The 17740-nt window shown below is 58.1% G+C and carries 15 protein-coding genes and 1 pseudogene; 13 read left to right on the top strand and 3 right to left on the bottom strand.

The window, feature by feature from the left end:
• Positions 1–30: 30 nt before the first annotated feature.
• From G3T16_RS05405 to G3T16_RS05355, 12 genes and pseudogenes are all read left to right on the top strand, one after another.
• A pseudogene (locus G3T16_RS05405) lies at positions 31–1481 on the top strand (2-hydroxymuconic semialdehyde dehydrogenase).
• Positions 1482–1485: 4 nt separating this feature from the next.
• Positions 1486–1701, top strand: coding sequence for a 2-hydroxymuconate tautomerase (locus G3T16_RS05400; RefSeq protein WP_163494159.1), 216 nt, complete (start codon positions 1486–1488; stop codon positions 1699–1701).
• Positions 1702–1731: 30 nt separating this feature from the next.
• Positions 1732–2634, top strand: coding sequence for a VOC family protein (locus tag G3T16_RS05395; RefSeq protein WP_163494158.1), 903 nt, complete (start codon positions 1732–1734; stop codon positions 2632–2634).
• Positions 2624–3325, top strand: coding sequence for a class II aldolase/adducin family protein (locus tag G3T16_RS05390; protein ID WP_163494157.1), 702 nt, complete (start codon positions 2624–2626; stop codon positions 3323–3325). The genes G3T16_RS05395 and G3T16_RS05390 overlap by 11 nt, the downstream gene beginning before the upstream one ends.
• Positions 3322–3939 carry a 2-keto-4-pentenoate hydratase gene (locus tag G3T16_RS05385; protein WP_232059280.1) on the top strand — a complete coding sequence of 206 codons (618 nt, stop codon included), beginning with the start codon at positions 3322–3324 and terminating at the stop codon, positions 3937–3939. The genes G3T16_RS05390 and G3T16_RS05385 overlap by 4 nt, the downstream gene beginning before the upstream one ends.
• Positions 3825–4163 carry a 2-keto-4-pentenoate hydratase gene (locus G3T16_RS21725; RefSeq protein ID WP_332102884.1) on the top strand — a complete coding sequence of 113 codons (339 nt, stop codon included), beginning with the start codon at positions 3825–3827 and terminating at the stop codon, positions 4161–4163. The genes G3T16_RS05385 and G3T16_RS21725 overlap by 115 nt, the downstream gene beginning before the upstream one ends.
• A 25-nt stretch (positions 4164–4188) precedes the next feature.
• Positions 4189–5148 carry an acetaldehyde dehydrogenase (acetylating) gene (locus G3T16_RS05380; protein ID WP_163496978.1) on the top strand — a complete coding sequence of 320 codons (960 nt, stop codon included), beginning with the start codon at positions 4189–4191 and terminating at the stop codon, positions 5146–5148.
• On the top strand, positions 5145–6179 hold the full coding sequence (gene dmpG, locus G3T16_RS05375; protein ID WP_163494156.1) for a 4-hydroxy-2-oxovalerate aldolase: 1035 nt from the start codon (positions 5145–5147) through the stop codon (positions 6177–6179). Before G3T16_RS05380 ends, dmpG begins: the two co-directional genes overlap by 4 nt.
• A complete protein-coding gene (locus tag G3T16_RS05370; RefSeq protein WP_232059278.1) occupies positions 6176–6964 on the top strand; it encodes a 2-keto-4-pentenoate hydratase in 789 nt (262 codons plus the stop codon). The genes dmpG and G3T16_RS05370 overlap by 4 nt, the downstream gene beginning before the upstream one ends.
• Positions 6949–8394: a carboxylesterase/lipase family protein gene (locus tag G3T16_RS05365; protein WP_163494155.1), complete on the top strand. Its 1446-nt coding sequence runs from the start codon at positions 6949–6951 to the stop codon at positions 8392–8394. Before G3T16_RS05370 ends, G3T16_RS05365 begins: the two co-directional genes overlap by 16 nt.
• A gap of 51 nt (positions 8395–8445) precedes the next feature.
• Entirely contained in the window at positions 8446–9876 is a 1431-nt protein-coding gene (locus G3T16_RS05360) for an aldehyde dehydrogenase family protein (RefSeq protein ID WP_163494154.1), read from the top strand.
• A gap of 21 nt (positions 9877–9897) precedes the next feature.
• Positions 9898–10710, top strand: coding sequence for an alpha/beta fold hydrolase (locus tag G3T16_RS05355; protein ID WP_163494153.1), 813 nt, complete (start codon positions 9898–9900; stop codon positions 10708–10710).
• A 30-nt stretch (positions 10711–10740) separates the two neighbouring features.
• Here G3T16_RS05355 and G3T16_RS05350 read toward each other — a convergent pair whose 3' ends face one another.
• The 3 genes from G3T16_RS05350 to G3T16_RS05340 all read right to left on the bottom strand — a co-directional run bounded on the left by G3T16_RS05350 (position 10741) and on the right by G3T16_RS05340 (position 15786).
• Entirely contained in the window at positions 10741–12330 is a 1590-nt protein-coding gene (locus G3T16_RS05350) for a GMC family oxidoreductase (RefSeq protein WP_163494152.1), read from the bottom strand.
• Positions 12327–13253 (bottom strand): MBL fold metallo-hydrolase, encoded by a 927-nt coding sequence (locus G3T16_RS05345; protein WP_163494151.1) that lies wholly within the window; start codon positions 13251–13253, stop codon positions 12327–12329. Before G3T16_RS05345 ends, G3T16_RS05350 begins: the two co-directional genes overlap by 4 nt.
• A gap of 73 nt (positions 13254–13326) precedes the next feature.
• Positions 13327–15786, bottom strand: a complete 2460-nt coding sequence (locus G3T16_RS05340) for a TonB-dependent receptor (RefSeq protein WP_163494150.1) — start codon at positions 15784–15786, stop codon at positions 13327–13329.
• Between the two features lie 134 nt (positions 15787–15920).
• Between G3T16_RS05340 and G3T16_RS05335 the strand changes: the two genes are divergently transcribed.
• On the top strand, positions 15921–17663 hold the full coding sequence (locus G3T16_RS05335; protein WP_232059277.1) for an arylsulfatase: 1743 nt from the start codon (positions 15921–15923) through the stop codon (positions 17661–17663).
• The last annotated feature ends 77 nt before the right edge of the window (positions 17664–17740 follow it).

Raw genomic sequence — 17740 nt, 5'->3', positions numbered from 1 at the left:
ATCTATAACCTGGAGAAGCAATTGGATACTGTGATTTTACGCAATTTCATTGATGGCCGGTTTGTCGACGGCGGACGCCCGTTTGACGTCAATAATCCGGCCACTGGCGAAACGCACGCGATCGCCCATGAAGCGGATCAGGCCATGATCGATGCAGCCGTGGCGGCCGGGCGTCGTAGTGTAGAAGGTGAATGGGGAAATATGCCCCTTGAGAAACGCCGTGCGCTTCTGATGAAGATTGCTGATGGTATTGAAGCACGTTTCGATGATTTTTTGGCAGCGGAAATTGCCGACACCGGCAAGCCGCGTACCCTGGCCGCGCATGTCGATATTCCACGCGGTGCTGCCAACTTCCGTGCCTTCGCGGATTACATCGCCAGCATCCCCAACGAGGTATTCGAGACGGATACGCCTGATGGCGGCCGTGCCATCAATTATTCCGTTCGCAAACCGCTGGGGTGGTTGGCGTAATCTCACCGTGGAATCTGCCGCTGGCGTTGATGACCTGGAAGGTTGCGCCGGCGCTGGCCTGCGGCAATGCCGTAATCGTAAAGCCATCGGAGGAGACACCTTCCAGCACCACACTATTGGCTGAGGTAATGAAAGATGTTGGTATCCCCGACGGCGTATTCAACGTGGTACATGGCTTCGGGGAGAACTCCGCAGGTGAATGGCTGACTTCACATCGAGGCATTCGGGCGCTCACTTTTACCGGCGAAACGAATACCGGCACTGCGATCATGCATTCAGCGGCTGCCACGCTCAAGTCTCTGTCATTTGAACTCGGCGGGAAGAATCCGGCGATTGTCTTCGCGGACTGCGACTTTGGGATGGCGGTCGAAGGACTTGCCCGTGCCGCATTCGTCAATACGGGGCAGGTATGCCTGGCGCCAGAGCGAATCTATGTCGAGCGACCGATCTTCGAACGCTTCCTGGCGGCGATGAAGGAGAAGGCTGAGGCGCTTCGTCCTGGTCTTCCCCATGAGGAGGGAACCTCTCTTGGTCCCTTGATCTCGGCAGAGCATCGGGAAAAGGTACTCGGTTACTACCGTCTCGCCATCGAGGAAGGGGCGACCCTGGTAACTGGTGGCGGGGTCCCCGAATTGAGCGGCGCGGCGGCAGGCGGCTATTTTGTTGAACCGACGATCTGGACCGGCCTGCCGCCAGATGCCCGCGTCGCGCGTGAGGAAATATTCGGGCCGTGCTGCCATATCGCGCCGTTCGATAGCGAAGCAGAGGCGGTCCGGCTGGCAAATGATACCGATTACGGCCTGGCCTCATCGGTGTGGACGCAGGACCTGTCGCGTGCGCATCGTGTGGGAAGAGCGGTGGAGGTCGGTGTCAGCTGGATCAATTGCTGGTTCCTCCGGGATCTGCGGACGTCCTTTGGCGGCACTAAACAATCGGGGATCGGGCGCGAAGGCGGGATGCATTCGATCGCGTTCTATTCCGAGCTTACCAACATCTGTATCAAGGTCTGAAGCCATGCCGCTTGCACAGATCAGTATTTTGGAAGGCCGTGGCGAAGAGGCCATTGAGCAAATGGCCGAAGCCGTTACGGACGCTATCGCCAGAACGCTTTCCGCCCCGCGCGAAAGAATTCGCGTGGTCGTTACCGAGGTTCCCGCGGAGCACTGGTTTGTGGCGGGGAAATCCCTGACCCTTCGTGTGCAAGACAGGGCAAAACAGCCGGGCGATTAGTCCTGCGCCATCGGATCAAGAGGTATAGTGATGACCGACTTACACGATATTCGTTACGTCAGGATCGGCACGGACCGGCTCGATGAAAGCGTTGAGTTCGCCACTCGGATTCTGGGTCTCGAGCTGGTCGAGCGCAATTCACAGGCCGCGTACCTGCGGGGTGACGACCGCGATCACAATGTCTGCTATGTAAAGGGCGCCGGCACCGGCCATGTGGTTGGCTTCGAGATGGCCTCGTCCGGGTTGCTCGATCTCGCCGCCACTGAGCTTGAACAGGCCGGATATCGGGTTCGCCACGGCAGCGCGGCACAGTGCGAGCAGCGCCGTGTTATGGATATGGTCCAGTTCGAGGACCCAACCGGCAATTGCATCGAACTGGTTGCCCGGCCCGCCGCCAGTGGAGTGCGGTATTTTCCGTCGCGCGACGCGGGTATTACCTCGTTCAGCCATGTGGGGTTGCGCACCACCGATGCCGCGACGGACGAGACTTTCTGGACCCAGCAGTTGGGTGCAAAGGTCAGCGACTGGATTGGCGATGCGGCGTTGTTGCGCATTGATGGTGTCCACCACAAGGTGGCCCTCTTTACCTCGCAGGTGGCCGGCGTGCATCACGTCAACTTCCAGGTCCGGGAAGTCGACGACATCATGCGCTCCTGGTACTGGCTGTGTGAGCAGGGAGTACGGATCGCCTTTGGGCCGGGCCGCCACGCCACATCCGGCGCGCGCTTTCTGTATTTTTACGGGCCCGATGACATGATCTACGAGTACTCATGTGGGGTGCGGATCTTTACAGAAGAAGAGGAGCGGGTGCATGTGCCCCGGCAGTTTCCCAGGGAAGCCACCAGCTATTGCACCTGGGGGTCGAAACCCGATATTGCTGAATTTCGTGCGGCAGAGGCTGCTGCAGCGGGCGACGCCTCCAATGTTGGCTGATAATCAATCGACCGATGTCCATTTAAGAGTACGCCTGGCTTCGCGGGCGATGGGACGGCACGGTTTAACCCATGCCTATGGCCATGTCAGTCAGCGTATCAGCGAAGACGCCTTTCTGGTCAGTCCGCCCCAACCGTTGTCAACGGTTGCGCCTCACGCCAGGGGAACTGAAGTGGCTTTGACGGAGCCACTACCGGAGGGTGTGCTCGGTGAAGTGCGGCTGCACCGGGAAATCTATCGTCGCCGTCCCGATGTCGGTGGCATCTGCCGGATCCAACCGCCGGCTGTGATGGCGCTTTCGGTGCTGGGAGCAACACCACGGACATTGCATGGATTGGGTACCTATTTTTTTCCTGCGCCGCCGCTTTGGAACGGTACTGCGCTGGTCCGGGACGATGAAATGGCGGCTGCAGTAGCCGAACACCTGGGTGAAGCTGTGGCGATCGTGCTGCGCGGCAACGGCGCTGTTGTGACCGGTGCTGGACTCGAGGCCGCCTGCGCCAATGCATACTTTCTGGAAGACGCGGCGCGGGTCGAACTGGCGCTGTTGCCGGCCCGGACAGCCGCATTGGATATCATCGAATACAGCGCGGAAGAGGCAGCTGCTCGCGCAACGTCGGTGGGAGGCATCTACGAGCGCATGTGGGAATTTCTCTGCTTTGGAGATTTGGAATGGAAGGGGACGGCATGATCAACAGCTTGAACGTAAATGAACATCCAAATGAGATAGTACAGGAGTGTGCAGATCGCCTGGCGGACGCCTATACCAGCGGTCCGATCACGCCGGTCCGGCACGGCTTTGATACCACGGCCGTCAATGACGTCGCTATGATCGAAAAAGCTTATGCCATCCAGTCGGTCAACACTGACCGCTGGATGCGCAACGGCCGAGTCGTGGTCGGGGCAAAGACCGGGTTGACCTCCAGGACGGTACAACAGCAACTCGGCGTCGATCAGCCTGACTTCGGAGTACTGTTCGCCGATATGGCGGTCGAGGATGGCGCGACCATCGAGCCCGGTCGGCTGCTCCAGCCCAAAGTCGAGGCGGAAGTGGCGTTTGTGATGCGGCGGACACCGAATGTCGAACGGCTCACCACGGCGGAACTGCTTTCGTCGATTGACTATGTATTGCCGGCCCTTGAGATTGTCGATAGCCGTATTGAGGCTGGGATATCGGCATTGTCGACACCATTGCAGACAATGCTTCATCCGGCCTGTTTGTTCTCGGTACTATCCCCGTTGCTGTCAGCGATGTGGATCTCAGGCTGTGCGGTATGGTGCTTGAAAAAGATGGCGAACAGGTGAGTTTTGGTGCAGGCGCCGCCTGTCTGGGGCACCCGCTTCACGCTCTGGCATGGTTGGCGCGAATACTCGCCGAGGTCGGCCGGCCGCTGGAGCCCGGAAGTATTGTTCTCTCCGGCGCGCTGGGACCTATGGTGGATGCCCGCCCAGGGGACAGGTTTGAAGCGCGAATCGAGGGTGTGGGCTCGGTGCGTGTTGGCTTTGGAAATGTTGGTATTGGAAAGTAGTTTAAAAATTTACGAGTGGGTAATTATGACGGCGAAAATCAAGGCAGCGATTATCGGTTCGGGTAATATCGGCACCGACCTGATGATCAAAATGGTCAACAAGCCGCGGAATATGGAGTTGGTCGCGGTAGTCGGTATCGACGCGGCGTCCGAGGGACTATCGATGGCGCGGGAAAGAGGTGTCGCGACCACCTGTGAAGGGATCGAAGGACTCAGGAAAATGGCTGTCTATCCCGAGATAGGCATTGTTTTCGATGCAACTTCGGCCTATGCCCACAAGCTGCACGACGAGGCATTGCGAGCGGATGGCAAGCAGGTAGTGGACCTGACGCCGGCGGCAATCGGTCCCTTTATTATTCCCCCTGTCAACATGGCCGCGCATCTGGATCAGCCCAACGTCAATATGGTTACCTGCGGTGGGCAGGCGACCATACCGGTGGTCGCGGCGGTCTCGCAAGTAGCGACGGTACATTATGCCGAAATTGTCGCATCGGTTTCGTCGCGTTCGGCAGGACCGGGAACCCGGGATAATATCGATGAGTTTACCCGTACCACGGCGCGTGCCATTGAGCGGGTCGGCGGCGCGTCGCAGGGCAAGGCCATCATTATTCTCAACCCGGCGGAACCGCCGATGATTATGCGCGACACTGTCTATACGTTCTCGGAGGGCGCTGACGAAGAGGCCATCCGTACCTCAATCAATAGCATGGTCGCCAAAGTGCAGAATTATGTGCCGGGTTACCGCCTCAAGCAGGAGGTGCAGTTCGAGCGGTTTGACAACAACAATCGACTGACCATTCCGGGTCGCGGCGAACTTCCGGGATTGAAGACATCGGTCTTTCTTGAGGTGGAGGGTGCGGGCGACTACCTGCCCAGCTATTCCGGTAATCTGGACATTATGACCGCAGCCGCGAAAGCCACCGGTGAATTGCTTAGCGAAAAGATGCTATCAAGAGGAGCCGTTTCAAGAGGAGTAGTGGCATGAGTTTCGACGTTACCAGGGACAAACTCTATATTCAGGATGTCACCCTGCGCGATGGCATGCATGCCATCCGGCATATGTATGGCATTGACCATGTCCAGGCGATAGCCCGGGCGCTGGACGATGCGGGGGTCGACGCGATCGAGGTGGCGCACGGCGATGGTCTGGCTGGCGCCAGTTTCAATTATGGCTTTGGTGCGCACACCGACTGGGAGTGGCTGGAAGCGGTGGCCGAGGTGCTGACCTATTCGGTGCTCACGACCTTGATTCTGCCCGGACTCGGCACGGTTGATGAACTGAAGCGGGCCTACGATCTTGGGGTGCGCTCTGTGCGCGTCGCCACCCATTGTACCGAGGCCGATGTATCCAGGCAGCATATTGGTATCGCCCGCGATCTGGGTATGGATGTGTGCGGCTTCTTGATGATGAGTCATATGAGTCAGCCGGACGCACTGGCGCAACAGGCGTTGCTGATGGAAAGTTATGGCGCGCAGTGTGTATACGTCACCGATAGCGGTGGCGCCATCGATATGGATGGCATGCGCGCCCGGTTTCAGGCCTTTGACCGGGTGCTCCAGCCGGAGACGCAGCGCGGTGTGCATGCCCATCACAATCTGTCGCTTGGCGTGGCGAATTCCATTGTCGCCGCACAGCAGGGGGCGGTCCGTATCGACGCGAGTCTTGCGGGGATGGGAGCGGGGGCCGGCAATGCCCCGCTCGAGGTGTTCATCGCTGCAGCGAACCGTAAGGGCTGGAAGCATGGCTGCGATGTGATGAAGCTGATGGATGCCGCGGAAGAGTTGGTCCGCCCGTTGCAGGACCGGCCGGTGCGTGTCGACCGCGAAACGCTTACACTCGGCTATGCTGGTGTCTATTCGAGCTTTCTGCGCCACGCGGAAAAAGCCGCAGCCGAGTATGGTCTGGATACGCGCGCGATTCTGGTCGAACTCGGTCGCCGCAAGATGGTCGGCGGACAGGAAGACATGATCGTCGATGTCGCACTCGACATGCTTAAAAAAGAGGTACACGCATGATGTCTGATATCAGCGCTCTGGCACAACGTCTCGATGATGCCGCGCGCACTGCAACCGGTGTTCCACAACTTGAGGAGACGATCAGCGTTGAAGAAGCCTATGCCGTGCAAGCGCAATCCATGCAGCTTCGTTACGACCGTGGAGAACGCCGGATCGGGCTAAAGATGGGCATGACCAGCCGGGCCAAGATGGCCCAGATGGGTCTGGAGGATTTGATCTGGGGACGCCTGACCGATGCGATGCTGGTGGAGGACGGCGGTAAAATCAACTTCAACGGCTTTGTGCATCCCCGGGTCGAACCAGAGATCGCCTTCCTGCTCGGTGCTCCTCTCGGCGGGTCAGTTACGCCGATGGCGGCGCGCGCCGCACTGGCCGGTGTGGCGCCGGCGCTGGAAATTATCGATTCCCGCTATCACAACTTCAAATTTTCGCTGACGGATGTGATAGCCGATAATTCCTCATCTTCAGCGTTCGTTACCGGCCCCTGGGCTGACCCGTCCATCGACCTTGCCAATCTCGGTTTTATTTTGAATATCGATGGCGTCGCCCGCCAGATCGGTTCCAGCGCTGCCATTCTGGGTAATCCGATCCGCTCATTGGTAGCGGCTGCGCGGCTTGCCGCTGCCGCGGGGGAACCGCTTCAGGCCGGTGATGTGGTCATGGCCGGCGGCGCGACCGCTGCGGAAGCGCTGGCGCCGGGACAGCATGTCTGCCTTGAAGTGCAAAAGCTGGGCCGGGTTGAGTTTCACATACAGCCCAAGGAAAATGTATGTCTGGAGAAATAGTCAGCACTAACGCTGGCCAGTTGCGAGGAATCCGTTTGGCTGAAGGTGTTAGGGGGTTCAGGGGGATCCCCTACGCGACGCCGCCTGTCGGTCCTCTGCGCTGGCGGCCGCCGGGACCGGCAATACCCTGGCCGGGCCTGAGGGATGCGCAGACGTTCGGGATGGATGCCGTACAGGTTTCCGGCATAAGGGAGTCTCGCGCACCGGGTATGTCCGAGGACTGCCTGTATCTCAATGTCTGGGCTCCGGAACAGCCACATGAAGGCGGTTGGCCGGTAATCATCTGGTCGGGCGGCGGCGGGTTCACTACCGGTGGAGGCGCTTTTGTCGAGGAGGATCTGACCCGACTTGCGGCACGGGGAGCGGTGGTCGTCTCGTTCAACTACCGGCTCGGAATTTTTGGCTTTCTGGCGCATCCGGCGTTGACCGCCGAGTCGCCGGTGGGCAGTTCTGGCAATTACGGCTTGATGGATCATGTCGCCGCCCTCAAATGGGTGCGGGAGAATATCGCCGCCTTTGGCGGAGACAGTAGCCGCATCACTTATATGGCGGAATCTTCCGGAGCCGCTGCGGGACTGTTGTTGCTGTCGACTCCGCATGAAAACAAGCTCTTCGACCGTGCAATATTCCTCTCGCCGGGCTCCACTTCGCCGTTGCTGTCGCTTGCCGAAGCGGAACATTCGGCAGTGGGGCTTAATGGTAGTGCTGACAACATTACGGCCGAAGACCTGCGAGCTATTGCTGGTGACGAACTTCTGGCCAAAGCAAAGCAGCTTGCCGCGCCGCCATCCAATCTCTCCGTGGCGCGCCCGCTGCGTCCGGTTGTTGACGGCTGGCTGATTACAGACGACAAGGCCTATACAGCGGGTCGCTTCGATCCGGTGCCGATAATTATTGGTAGCAACGAGGACGAAGGCCGCTTTTTTACCCGGCGAATGTCGATTGCCGCACAGGATGATTATTCAAGCTATCTCTCGAGTACCTTTGGTGCTCGTGCAGCGGCGGCAGCTGAACTCTATCCCGCGGGCTCCACCGCTGACGTCGCTGAAGCCGTTGCCGCCGCCTATGGCGATGTCTCGATCAACTATCCGATAGAGCGGCTTGTCAACGCATTTGCCGAGCGGCAGCCGCAGACATTTCGTTTTGTCTACACCTATCGCCACGGCGAGACAACACAACCGCCCACCCATTCGGAGGAAGCGGGAACATTTCTTGACACCCGTCCCCATATAACGCCTGCCGATGCCGACATGGCTGAAAAGATTGGCAGCTACATGCTTGCCTTTGCCGAGAATGGCAATCCCAATGCAGCGGGGCTGCCAGAGTGGCCGGCATATCGTGCGGACACGCAGCGCTATTTAACGCTCGACCTGCCGTTGTCCACAGGCAGCCACTGGCGTGCCGACTATATGCGCTTTGTGTCCGGCTGAATTCAAATATCTGATTTCACAACGAGGGAGAATAATGCAGGACAAAAACACATGACACTGCTTATTGACGGCAAATACATGGATGCTGATTCGGGGGAGTCCTTTCAGAGTATAAATCCCGCGACCGGTGAGACTATCGGCAATGTCAGTGCGGCCGGCGCCCGGGAAGTTGATGCTGCAGTCCGCGCAGCGCGAGCTGCCTTTGAGGATCGGCGCTGGTTGTGCCTGCCGTATCCCCAGCGAGTAAAGATCATGTTCGCTATTGCCGATGGTATCGAGGCGACCCTCGAGGACCTGGCAGTCAATGAGGTGCGCGAGAATGGCATGCCGTTGCACATGGCGCGTGCGACGATCAGCAATGGTGCCGAGGCATTTCGTTACTACGGGGGCTGGATAGGAAAGCTGCATGGCCAAACCGGTGAAATTGCCGCCGGTGAGGCGTTCCACGCTTATACCCTGAAGGAGCCGGTGGGCGTCGCCGCTTTGATTGTGCCCTGGAACGGTCCCTTTATGTTGGCGTGTCACAAGCTTGCTCCGGCACTTGCGGCAGGCTGTACAGCAGTCCTGAAGCCGGCCGAGGATACCTCACTGAATACGCTGAACCTGGTGCAAATTGTTCATGAAGCCGGGGTGCCGGCCGGGGTCGTGAACCTTGTTACCGGGTTGGGTTCGGTGGTTGGCCAGGCTCTTGCCGAGCATCCTGATATTGACAAGATCAGTTTTACCGGTTCAACGGCAACCGGACGCAGGCTGATCGAAGCATCGGCGGGAAACTTCAAACGCCTTTCTCTTGAACTGGGTGGCAAATCGCCGGTGATCGTGCTGGATGATGCAGACCTCGAATTGACAGTGCCGGGGGTACTCGGCGGCATTATGAACAATTCGGGTCAAGCCTGTATTTCCGGGTCACGGCTTTACGCACAGCGCGGTATCTATGACAAATTGATTCAAGCGCTCGCCGATCGGGCCTCGAAACTCGTGGTTGGCAATGGCCTCGATAAAAACACGCAGATGGGGCCGGTGATTTCCCAGAAACAGTTCGACTCGATTATGGGTTATATTCAAAGTGGTGTCGAAGAAGGTGTCGAGGTGGTAACAGGCGGTAAACGGCATGGTGACGCCGGCTTTTTTATTCAGCCGACGGTCCTTTCTCATGTACCGGCGGATGCCAGAGTGGTGCGTGAAGAGATTTTTGGACCGGTGCTCTCGGCAATGCCATTTGAGGATCTTGATTGGGCCATCAAAGAGGCGAACAATTCTCGCTATGGTCTCGCCGGCGCGGTTTATACCCGCTCAATAGCAAAGGCCCAAAGGGTCTCCCGTGCGGTGCGTGCAGGCACATTCTGGATCAATAGCCATCGCCCCACGGATTTCTGGATGCCGTTCGGTGGTTACAAGGAATCCGGCTGGGGCCGCGAGGGCGGTATCCAGGGGTTGGAAGCTTATATGGAATCCAAGTCTGTTATTACCCGACTTTATTGAGATGGCCTGTAGGAGTTGATAGTGAACGGCGATAAAACCGAACACAGCATTATTTCAAGTGACGGTGTCACTATTGGCTACATCAGTTTTGGGGCTGGCGGACAGCCCCTGGTTATCTCCCATGGAGGCTTTACTGTAGCCGATGAGTGGTTTGATACGGCACAGCGACTCGCCACCCAGCGTCGAGTGGTGGTTATCGAACGACGCGGGCGGGGCAGAAGTGGCGACGCCGACATCCATAGCCTGGAGCAGGAAACCGATGACCTCGCCCGGGTGGTGGCAGAGCTGGGTGGAGATGTCGACCTGCTCGGTCATTCCTATGGTGGCGCACTTTCGCTCGACTATGCGCTGCGAACCGGGTTCGAGGGGAAGCTGGTTTTGTATGAACCCACCACGGCAGTGGTGGCACCGGTTGGTGGTGAAAAGCTCAAGCCCGTGCGACAGCTTTTTGATCGAGGCGAAACCGAAAAAGCACAGGAGCTGCTCTATACCAGTGTGCTGCGCATGCCGGCCGATAATGTAGAAACAACACGCAACTCTCCTGCCTGGGATCACCACCGCAGGCTGCTGGCGACGTTTTTACGGGAGGTGGCGGCACTGGATGGTTTTGCGCCAACGGTTGGCGAGTGCGCCGCTCTTGACGCCCGGGTTGCGTTACTGCTCGGTTCGCAGGCGGATCAATGGACGAAAAACAATGCCGGTGCCTTTGTCCAGCGCATCGCCGGAATGACGTTGTTGCCCATTTATGGTCAGAGTCATTTTGCGCATCTTACTGACCCCGGCTTGCTGGTTGACCGGGTTGAGATGGCTCTGAATTTGCTGGTTGGAGATTAGCCCGCGCGCGCAGCTATCTGGATCCCGTCCTCAGCCGCTCTTGAGCAAGTCAGCAGCCTTCTCCCCGATCATGATTGCCGGTGCATTGGTGTGGCCACCGACTATCTCGGGCATCACCGAGGCATCTGCGACCCGGAGTCCGGCCACGCCGTTTACCTGAAGCTCCGCATTAACCACTGAGCCAATCGCACAAGTGCTGGTCGCATGATGCGCGGTCATCACCATTTTGCGCGCATAGGCCTCCAATGCCTTGTCGCTCGTTACATCCGGCCCCGGTGAAATTTCATCGCCGACGAAGTCACAGATCGGTGCCGCGCGCATCAGGTCGCGGGTCCATGCAGTGGTGAACTTCAATCTCTCCATATCATCGCGTTCCGCCAGGAGATTGTACTGAATCCTCGGGTGCGCAAGTGGATCGGACGACTGCAGCTCGACACAGCCCCGGCTGGACGGCCGGAGTACCAGGTTGAGCGATGTCATCAAATCCGGTGCGGGTGTCCGCCAGCCGGAAAACCAGACCTGCGCCATCATGCTGGTGGGCAGGAAGATATTCTCAAGGTCCGGCCTGTCCAGATCAGGACGGGAGCGATAGTAGGCAATCGACGTTAACGGTACGGTGCCAGCAGGACCTTTGCCCAGCAGTTGCCAGAGCATTGCGGACCAGGCAATGCGGTCGACACGCAGGTTTCTGCCAAAGGCGAAGGGCTGTTTCGCCTTGAACAGCATGGGTATGACGACATGGTCCTGAAGGTTTTGACCGACCCCCTGCAGGTCCGCCTGGACCTCAATGCCGTGGCGCCGCAGGTGGTCCGCGGGGCCGATACCGGACAGCATTAATAGATGAGGAGAGGCGAAGGCTCCACCGCTTACCACCACCTCGCGCTGCGCCGACGCGGTATGGCGGGCACCGTGCAACACGTACTCCACTCCCACGGCGCGGCCTTTGTCGAACAGGATGCGGGCCGCTTGCGCGCGGGTCTGAATCTTCAGGTTGGAGCGGTGTCGCACTGGTCGCAGAAAAGCCTTGGCTGCGCTGGCGCGCCGACCGCAGTTGCTGATAGTCAGATCGGGCAGGGAGAAGCCATCGGAATCGCCAGCTTCGAAATCATCCAGGACCGGATAACCCAGACGGCGCGCAGTCTCGTGCATGGAGGCGGTCAGCGGGTCGGATCTATTGGCCGGTGAGACCGATAGAAGTCCCGAGCCGCCATGCCGTTTCGTCTCGCCGCGCCAGTTGCGCTCTGATTTCTTGAAATAGGGCAGGACCTCCTCGAAACTCCAACCCCTGGCACCTCTCCGGGACCACTGATCATAGTCCTGCGGGTGGCCGCGAGAGTACATCATGCCATTGACCGAGGAGGAGCCGCCCAGCACCCGGCCGCGCGGCGCGTCGATCACCCTGTGATCGGCGCAAGGTTCGGGCGCCGAGTGGTAACCCCAGTCGAAAAGGTTCTTGGTCCGAAGTAGTCGATAGGCAAGTGGCATCGCCATGTAGACACTGCGATCCGGCCCCCCTGCTTCCAGCAGCAATACCCTGACGTCAGGATCTTCGGTTAGCCGATTGGCTATGACGCTACCGGCCGATCCGGCGCCGACTACTATGTAATCGTAATCATTCATCGCGGCGGTTTTACCAGGCTTGCCCAGGGTGGACGCTGGGGCGGATAACCTTGGGTCAGTTCATCATAGGTGGTGTAATTGAAGCTTGGGAACATGGAATTAGCTGTTTCGGGAGGTAGCGTAACATCGATTTGCGCCAATGACTTGCCCGCCTCGACCATTTTCTTAATCTCTGCCCTGCGCCGTTTCGCATCCGCGACTCTGGTTTCAAGTTGTCGCCGGGTTTCGACAGGACCGTGGCCGGGAACAATCACCTTGGCATCAAGGGCCAGAATTTCATTCATTGCCGCCAGCCATCCCAGCGACGATCCGCCTACATGGATAATGGGAAAGCGGCCCTGATTGGACAACACGATGTCCCCGCCGAAGACCAGTTTCTGCTCAGGGAGATGGACGACGAGGTCACCGCTGGTATGCGCTGGAGCGGTGTGAATCAGCGTGACCCGGATTCCCGCGATGGTTATCCGTTCCAGGTCGGCAACGGTTTGATCGGGCAGATGATTGGCAGCCAGTTTCCGGTACATGGGGCCGAACAGCGGCCCTCCATGATTGTCGGTCGCGGCAGAGAGAATCTGCGCCCGCGCGTTTTCCTGCATGATTATCCGGGCACCGGCAGGGTAGGCGGGAAGGCCTCCGACGTGATCCGGATCGGCATGGGTTATTACAATGGCGGTAATCGGTCTGGATGTTATGGTTTCAATTAACGCCATCTGCGCAGCGCCTTCAGCCGGGGTGCGCTGCGCATCGATAAGCAGGACGCCGTCGTTACCGATAACGAAGCCTGCGTTTGCAGTTCCGCCTTCTATCCAGAACGCACTATCAGTCAGGGAATGTGCCTTGAGACGGGGAGGCTTCGCAGCACTTTCAGCAGATAGGGAGGGGGCAATGATAATTAAAACCACTGTAATCAAGTATGGCTTCACGTTGGATATCCTGTTACCAAATGGTTCCAGCCATACCATCGGTTGAGGATATGGCTGGACAGATGACGCGGGCTCAAAAACGGACGCTAAACTTTATGCCAAACCTTCGCTGTTCTGGCAGACCAGTAAAAATGGTGTTCTGGGTTGGCGTTATAACCGGCGTCAACATCGGCGGAGTTTCTGAATAAAGCGTTTCTGGCGCCCGCAAGGCTTCAGCTAGCGTATCGTCATCAAACAGATTCTTGACGTAGAGCTCGAAGCTGTACTTGTCACCCAGATCGTAAGTCAGACGGGAGTTCACTAAATGGCGTGCCGGGACATAGGCACTATTACTGTTGTCGATATACCATTTGCTGCGGTAAAGCCAGTCGAATCTCAGCTGGACGGTTCCGCCTCCGGGACCGGCAAAGCTAAACACCGGCGAGAGGCTGAGGCGCACCTTGGACACATGGTCCAGCATGTTGCCGCTGACGTCGGTCGAGCCTTGTATAAACAGACCGTCGGAGAAAACGGACTGTTTGATCTCGTTATCGTTGTAGTCAAGAGTGCCGGAGATCGTGAGGTGATCGTTCACAAACAGGTCCGCATTCAGTTCTGCGCCCCGGAGGTCCACCTTGCCAACGTTGCTGACCAGCGTCATGGGTGTCGCCGGCGGGCCGGGCAGGAAAACCGCTTCGCTGACCTGACCATCGGTGAGCTGCATATGGTAGAGAGCCAGTGTGGTACGCAGTTTATAGTCAAGCCAATTGCCTTTATGGCCCACCTCGTAATTGTCCAGCTGTTCCTCGTCAAAGAATGAATCGAAGCCGGGGGGTACCTGAGCGGCCAGCTCGGGATCGAGGGTCGGCAGCACCGAGTTGAATCCACCGGGTTTGTAGCCTCGGGAAAAGGTCGCATAGAGCAGGTGTTCAGGTGCTACCTGATAATCGGCCGTAAGGCGCGGGGAAAAGCTCTTGAAGGTCTTTTCCAGCTGTGGACCCGGCACCGGAAACACGGTCTTTTGGGAAATGGAGTCCCACTGATAGCGCGCTTCGGCGCTAATCGTCAGGTCTTCGGTGGTATCGAAATAGATTCCGCCAAACACCGCTGACGTCTCGACGCCGGAATCGGTCCCGCCATCGAAGGTTGAGGGCAACGGACCAATGTTTGTCATCAGCATGCCGACAGTTGCCGGGCCATAGACCTTGAAGTAGCTTGCACCGGCTGTGGCGCGAAGTCGATTGTCCTGTGGAGAAGAAATCCTGAACTCACCGAACAGATCGTTGGTTTCGCGCTTGGCGAGTCCCGCCAACTGAATGAAGTCCGGTTGCTGCGCCGCTGTAGCAGGGTCGGGTGACCTGAAGATATTGGGGACATCCGAGGTGTCGCGACCGATAAGCGCGCGGAGATTGGTCAATGACGTCTGGGTATAGGAAGCCAGCGTCGTGAGTTGCCAGCCGGCGTCGGTTTCGAAATCAATTCTGCCGTTCACATGATGAATGTCCCGCTTGAGACCAAAGTGATCGAGGGATGGCCCGAGATCGAACCCGGAAAGGTCGAGGGAATTATTGACGAACACGTCCCTGATCAGGTCGGTAACGACGATATTGTCGCCAATCTGGGCGGAACCAATATCCGAATAATCCGGGAGTCGGCCACAGTAGTAGGCGTTGGTACCGCCCAGGTCGCAATCGAGCAGCGGTGTGGTTCCGAAGGTCTGCAGTTTGGCCGTTGCCGGGTGGCTGTCTTCTTCCCGGCTAAAAGCGTAGAACAGCGACATATCAAGATTGTCGCCGGGGCTGCTGGCCAGGGCGACCGTCACATTGTCGGTGCGCTGCTCGCCGAGATCTATGCCGTTTACCGCGGAGCGATATTGCCCACCGAAATCGTAATGCCGGACACTCAGGCGAACGCTCAGGTTCTCGTCAAGGACCGGACCCTCGACGACGCCTCTAAATTCGTTATAGTCGTCAGTTCCCACATCAGCGCTGAGGCGGGCCTGGAATTCGTCCGACGGCGGCTTGGTCACGAAGTTGAGCGCGCCGGAAAACGTCGCGCGCCCGAAGTAAACGCTCTGCGGGCCGGTAAGAACCTCGACCCTTTCCAGGTCGGTGACATCCGGTGAGTTGTCGGCGGTATAGGGCGCGCCATTGATAAAGACGGAGCCGAAGCTGGTAGACAGGCCGCGGAACACCAGGCGATTGGCCGACCTGTCGGGTAATCCGCCAGCGCCCTGGCCCTGTGAGGTTAGCCCCGGGGTAAAGTCGGAAATTTCGGTAATATCCCTGACGCCCGTTGCGGCGATCTTGCCTTCCGACAGCACCGACACGGCAACCGGGATGTCGAGCAGGTTCTCCGTGCGCTTGCGGGCCGTGACAATAATTTCCTCTATACCCTGTCTATCCTCACTATTGCCCAGTGCTTCAGCGGCATTGAGCCTCTGGGCGCCGGTGGAAAGCGTAAGCAGGGTGGCAGATACGCTGGCGCACAGGAGTATATTGCGAGGGATCCATACGGTCCCGACTGTGCCTGAACAGAGTTTATTGGTTTTCATTTTGTAGCCTCTCCCTCACTTTCCCGATTTATTGGTATCGGTATTTATTCGACAGTTATACAATGCTACCATAACATATGCAATAATAAACAAATTTGTGAGGCAAGATTGGATGCATCTGGAAATAGCTCAATGTGTTTGAAGTCGTGGCGGCGCTGATATCAATGCAGCTATATCTTGTAATCGCTCTTGTTGCGTCACTGGCTGCGGGTTTCCCGCCCGCCGCTGCCCAGCCCTCCGTTGCAGAACAAGTGTTGCCGGACAAGCCATTGGCACAGCGACCCAATTTCCTGGTGATTGTTGCTGACGATCTGGGCTGGTCGGACCTCGGCAGCTTCGGCGGCGAGATTGCAACGCCCAATCTGGATGCATTGGCGTACTCCGGCGTACGCTTCAGCGGATTTCACACGGCACCGGCATGTTCCCCGACTCGCGCCATGCTGATGAGTGGTGTCGACAATCACCAAGCGGGACTTGGCACCATGGCTGAGTTGCCCAATCAGGCCACGCGCGGTGTGCCCGGCTATGAGACATATCTGAACGATCGTGTCGCCACCATCGCAGAACTGCTGCACGCCGGTGGCTACAGGACCTTGATGAGCGGCAAGTGGCATCTGGGTATGACACCCGATAGAGGGCCATCGGTACGAGGCTTCGAGCAGAGTTTTGCGCTCCTTGATGGTGCATCCAATCATTTCGGCACAGATCAGAGCCGGGCCTGGCGGGAGGCAGGTTTTGCGCCGACATACCGTGAAAACGGCAGGCCGGCCAGGTTCCCCGAAGGCGCATACTCATCGGATTATTTTACCGATCGACTGATCCGTCTGCTGGAGGACGGGGCCGGTCAGGCGAACGATTCTCGGCCTTTCTTCGCCTATCTTGCCTTTACGGCCCCACATTGGCCGATTCAGGCCCCGCAAAAGGATATTGCGAAATATAAAGGACGCTATGACGGCGGCTATGAAGTGCTGAGCCGTGCGCGGTTGGCCCGCCAAAAGCGACTGGGCCTGGTTCCGCTCGACGCCGTTCCTCACGCCATGGAGCTTGCCAGGCCCTGGGATTCCTTGAGCACCGAGGAGAAAGAAATCGAGGCCAGGAAGATGGAGGTCTATGCCGCGATGGTGGATCGCATGGACTGGAATATCGGCCGGCTGGTTGCCGCGCTGAAACGGCTTGGCTGGTACAATAACACTCTTGTCCTATTCCTCGCCGATAACGGACCGGATGGTCGCGAGGACCTTAGCCCCGATCATTTGAATAACCTCCCGCCAGCGCCTGAAATCGGCGTCGATAACGGGTTGGAAAATATCGGCAATGCCACCAGTTACGTGTCCTATGGTCCGGGCTGGGCGCAGGCGAATTCCACACCTTCCCGGCTCATGAAGGGCTACCCTACAGAGGGAGGGATCCGCGTAGCCGCTTTTGCCGCCGGTAAGCTTGTCAAAGGTGGAGGGCGGATACTGAATGCCAATCTGGATGTCCGTGACGTGGCGCCGACGTTGCTCGATCTCGCCGGACTTTCTCAGCCGGCTCGCTTTGCCGGCCGACCCATCCTGCCGTACGAAGGGCGCAGCATGCGCAAAGTGTTGAATGGACGGATGTCAATCGTGCGCTCTGCGGATGAGCCATTGGGCTATGAGCTCCTCTACCGCCGCGCGCTTCGTAAAGGTGACTGGAAAGCTGTATTCCTGCCAAAACCTGAAAAGGGAGCTCCAGTCAGGTCCGTGGGGGAAGGGCGCTGGCAGCTCTTCAATATTGCCGACGATCCAGGCGAAACCAGTGATCTGGCCGACCTGAAGCCGGCAAAGCTGCAAGAACTTGTTGCGGATTACGAATCCTACGCCAGGGAAAAGGGTGTAGTGCCGCTGTATCCATGATTCAGTCGACACACATCAATCTGTAGCCCGAATTGAACCTTCAAAGCGCCCGTTATGGGCTAAATGCCGCGCTGTTA

This window comes from Kineobactrum salinum (genome assembly GCF_010669285.1).
GTDB lineage: Bacteria > Pseudomonadota > Gammaproteobacteria > Pseudomonadales > Halieaceae > Kineobactrum > Kineobactrum salinum.
This window is presented reverse-complemented; position numbering and strand designations above follow the sequence as displayed.

Bases quoted from the DNA above. Each gene is read 5' to 3' on its own strand.
- G3T16_RS05400 (WP_163494159.1), top strand. From the start codon at position 1,486: ATGCCGCTTGCACAGATCAGTATTTTGGAAGGCCGTGGCGAAGAGGCC.
- G3T16_RS05395 (WP_163494158.1), top strand. From the start codon at position 1,732: ATGACCGACTTACACGATATTCGTTACGTCAGGATCGGCACGGACCGG.
- G3T16_RS05390 (WP_163494157.1), top strand. From the start codon at position 2,624: ATGTTGGCTGATAATCAATCGACCGATGTCCATTTAAGAGTACGCCTG.
- G3T16_RS05385 (WP_232059280.1), top strand. From the start codon at position 3,322: ATGATCAACAGCTTGAACGTAAATGAACATCCAAATGAGATAGTACAG.
- G3T16_RS05380 (WP_163496978.1), top strand. From the start codon at position 4,189: ATGACGGCGAAAATCAAGGCAGCGATTATCGGTTCGGGTAATATCGGC.
- dmpG (WP_163494156.1), top strand. From the start codon at position 5,145: ATGAGTTTCGACGTTACCAGGGACAAACTCTATATTCAGGATGTCACC.
- G3T16_RS05370 (WP_232059278.1), top strand. From the start codon at position 6,176: ATGATGTCTGATATCAGCGCTCTGGCACAACGTCTCGATGATGCCGCG.
- G3T16_RS05365 (WP_163494155.1), top strand. From the start codon at position 6,949: ATGTCTGGAGAAATAGTCAGCACTAACGCTGGCCAGTTGCGAGGAATC.
- G3T16_RS05360 (WP_163494154.1), top strand. From the start codon at position 8,446: ATGACACTGCTTATTGACGGCAAATACATGGATGCTGATTCGGGGGAG.
- G3T16_RS05350 (WP_163494152.1), bottom strand. From the start codon at position 12,330: ATGAATGATTACGATTACATAGTAGTCGGCGCCGGATCGGCCGGTAGC.
- G3T16_RS05340 (WP_163494150.1), bottom strand. From the start codon at position 15,786: ATGAAAACCAATAAACTCTGTTCAGGCACAGTCGGGACCGTATGGATC.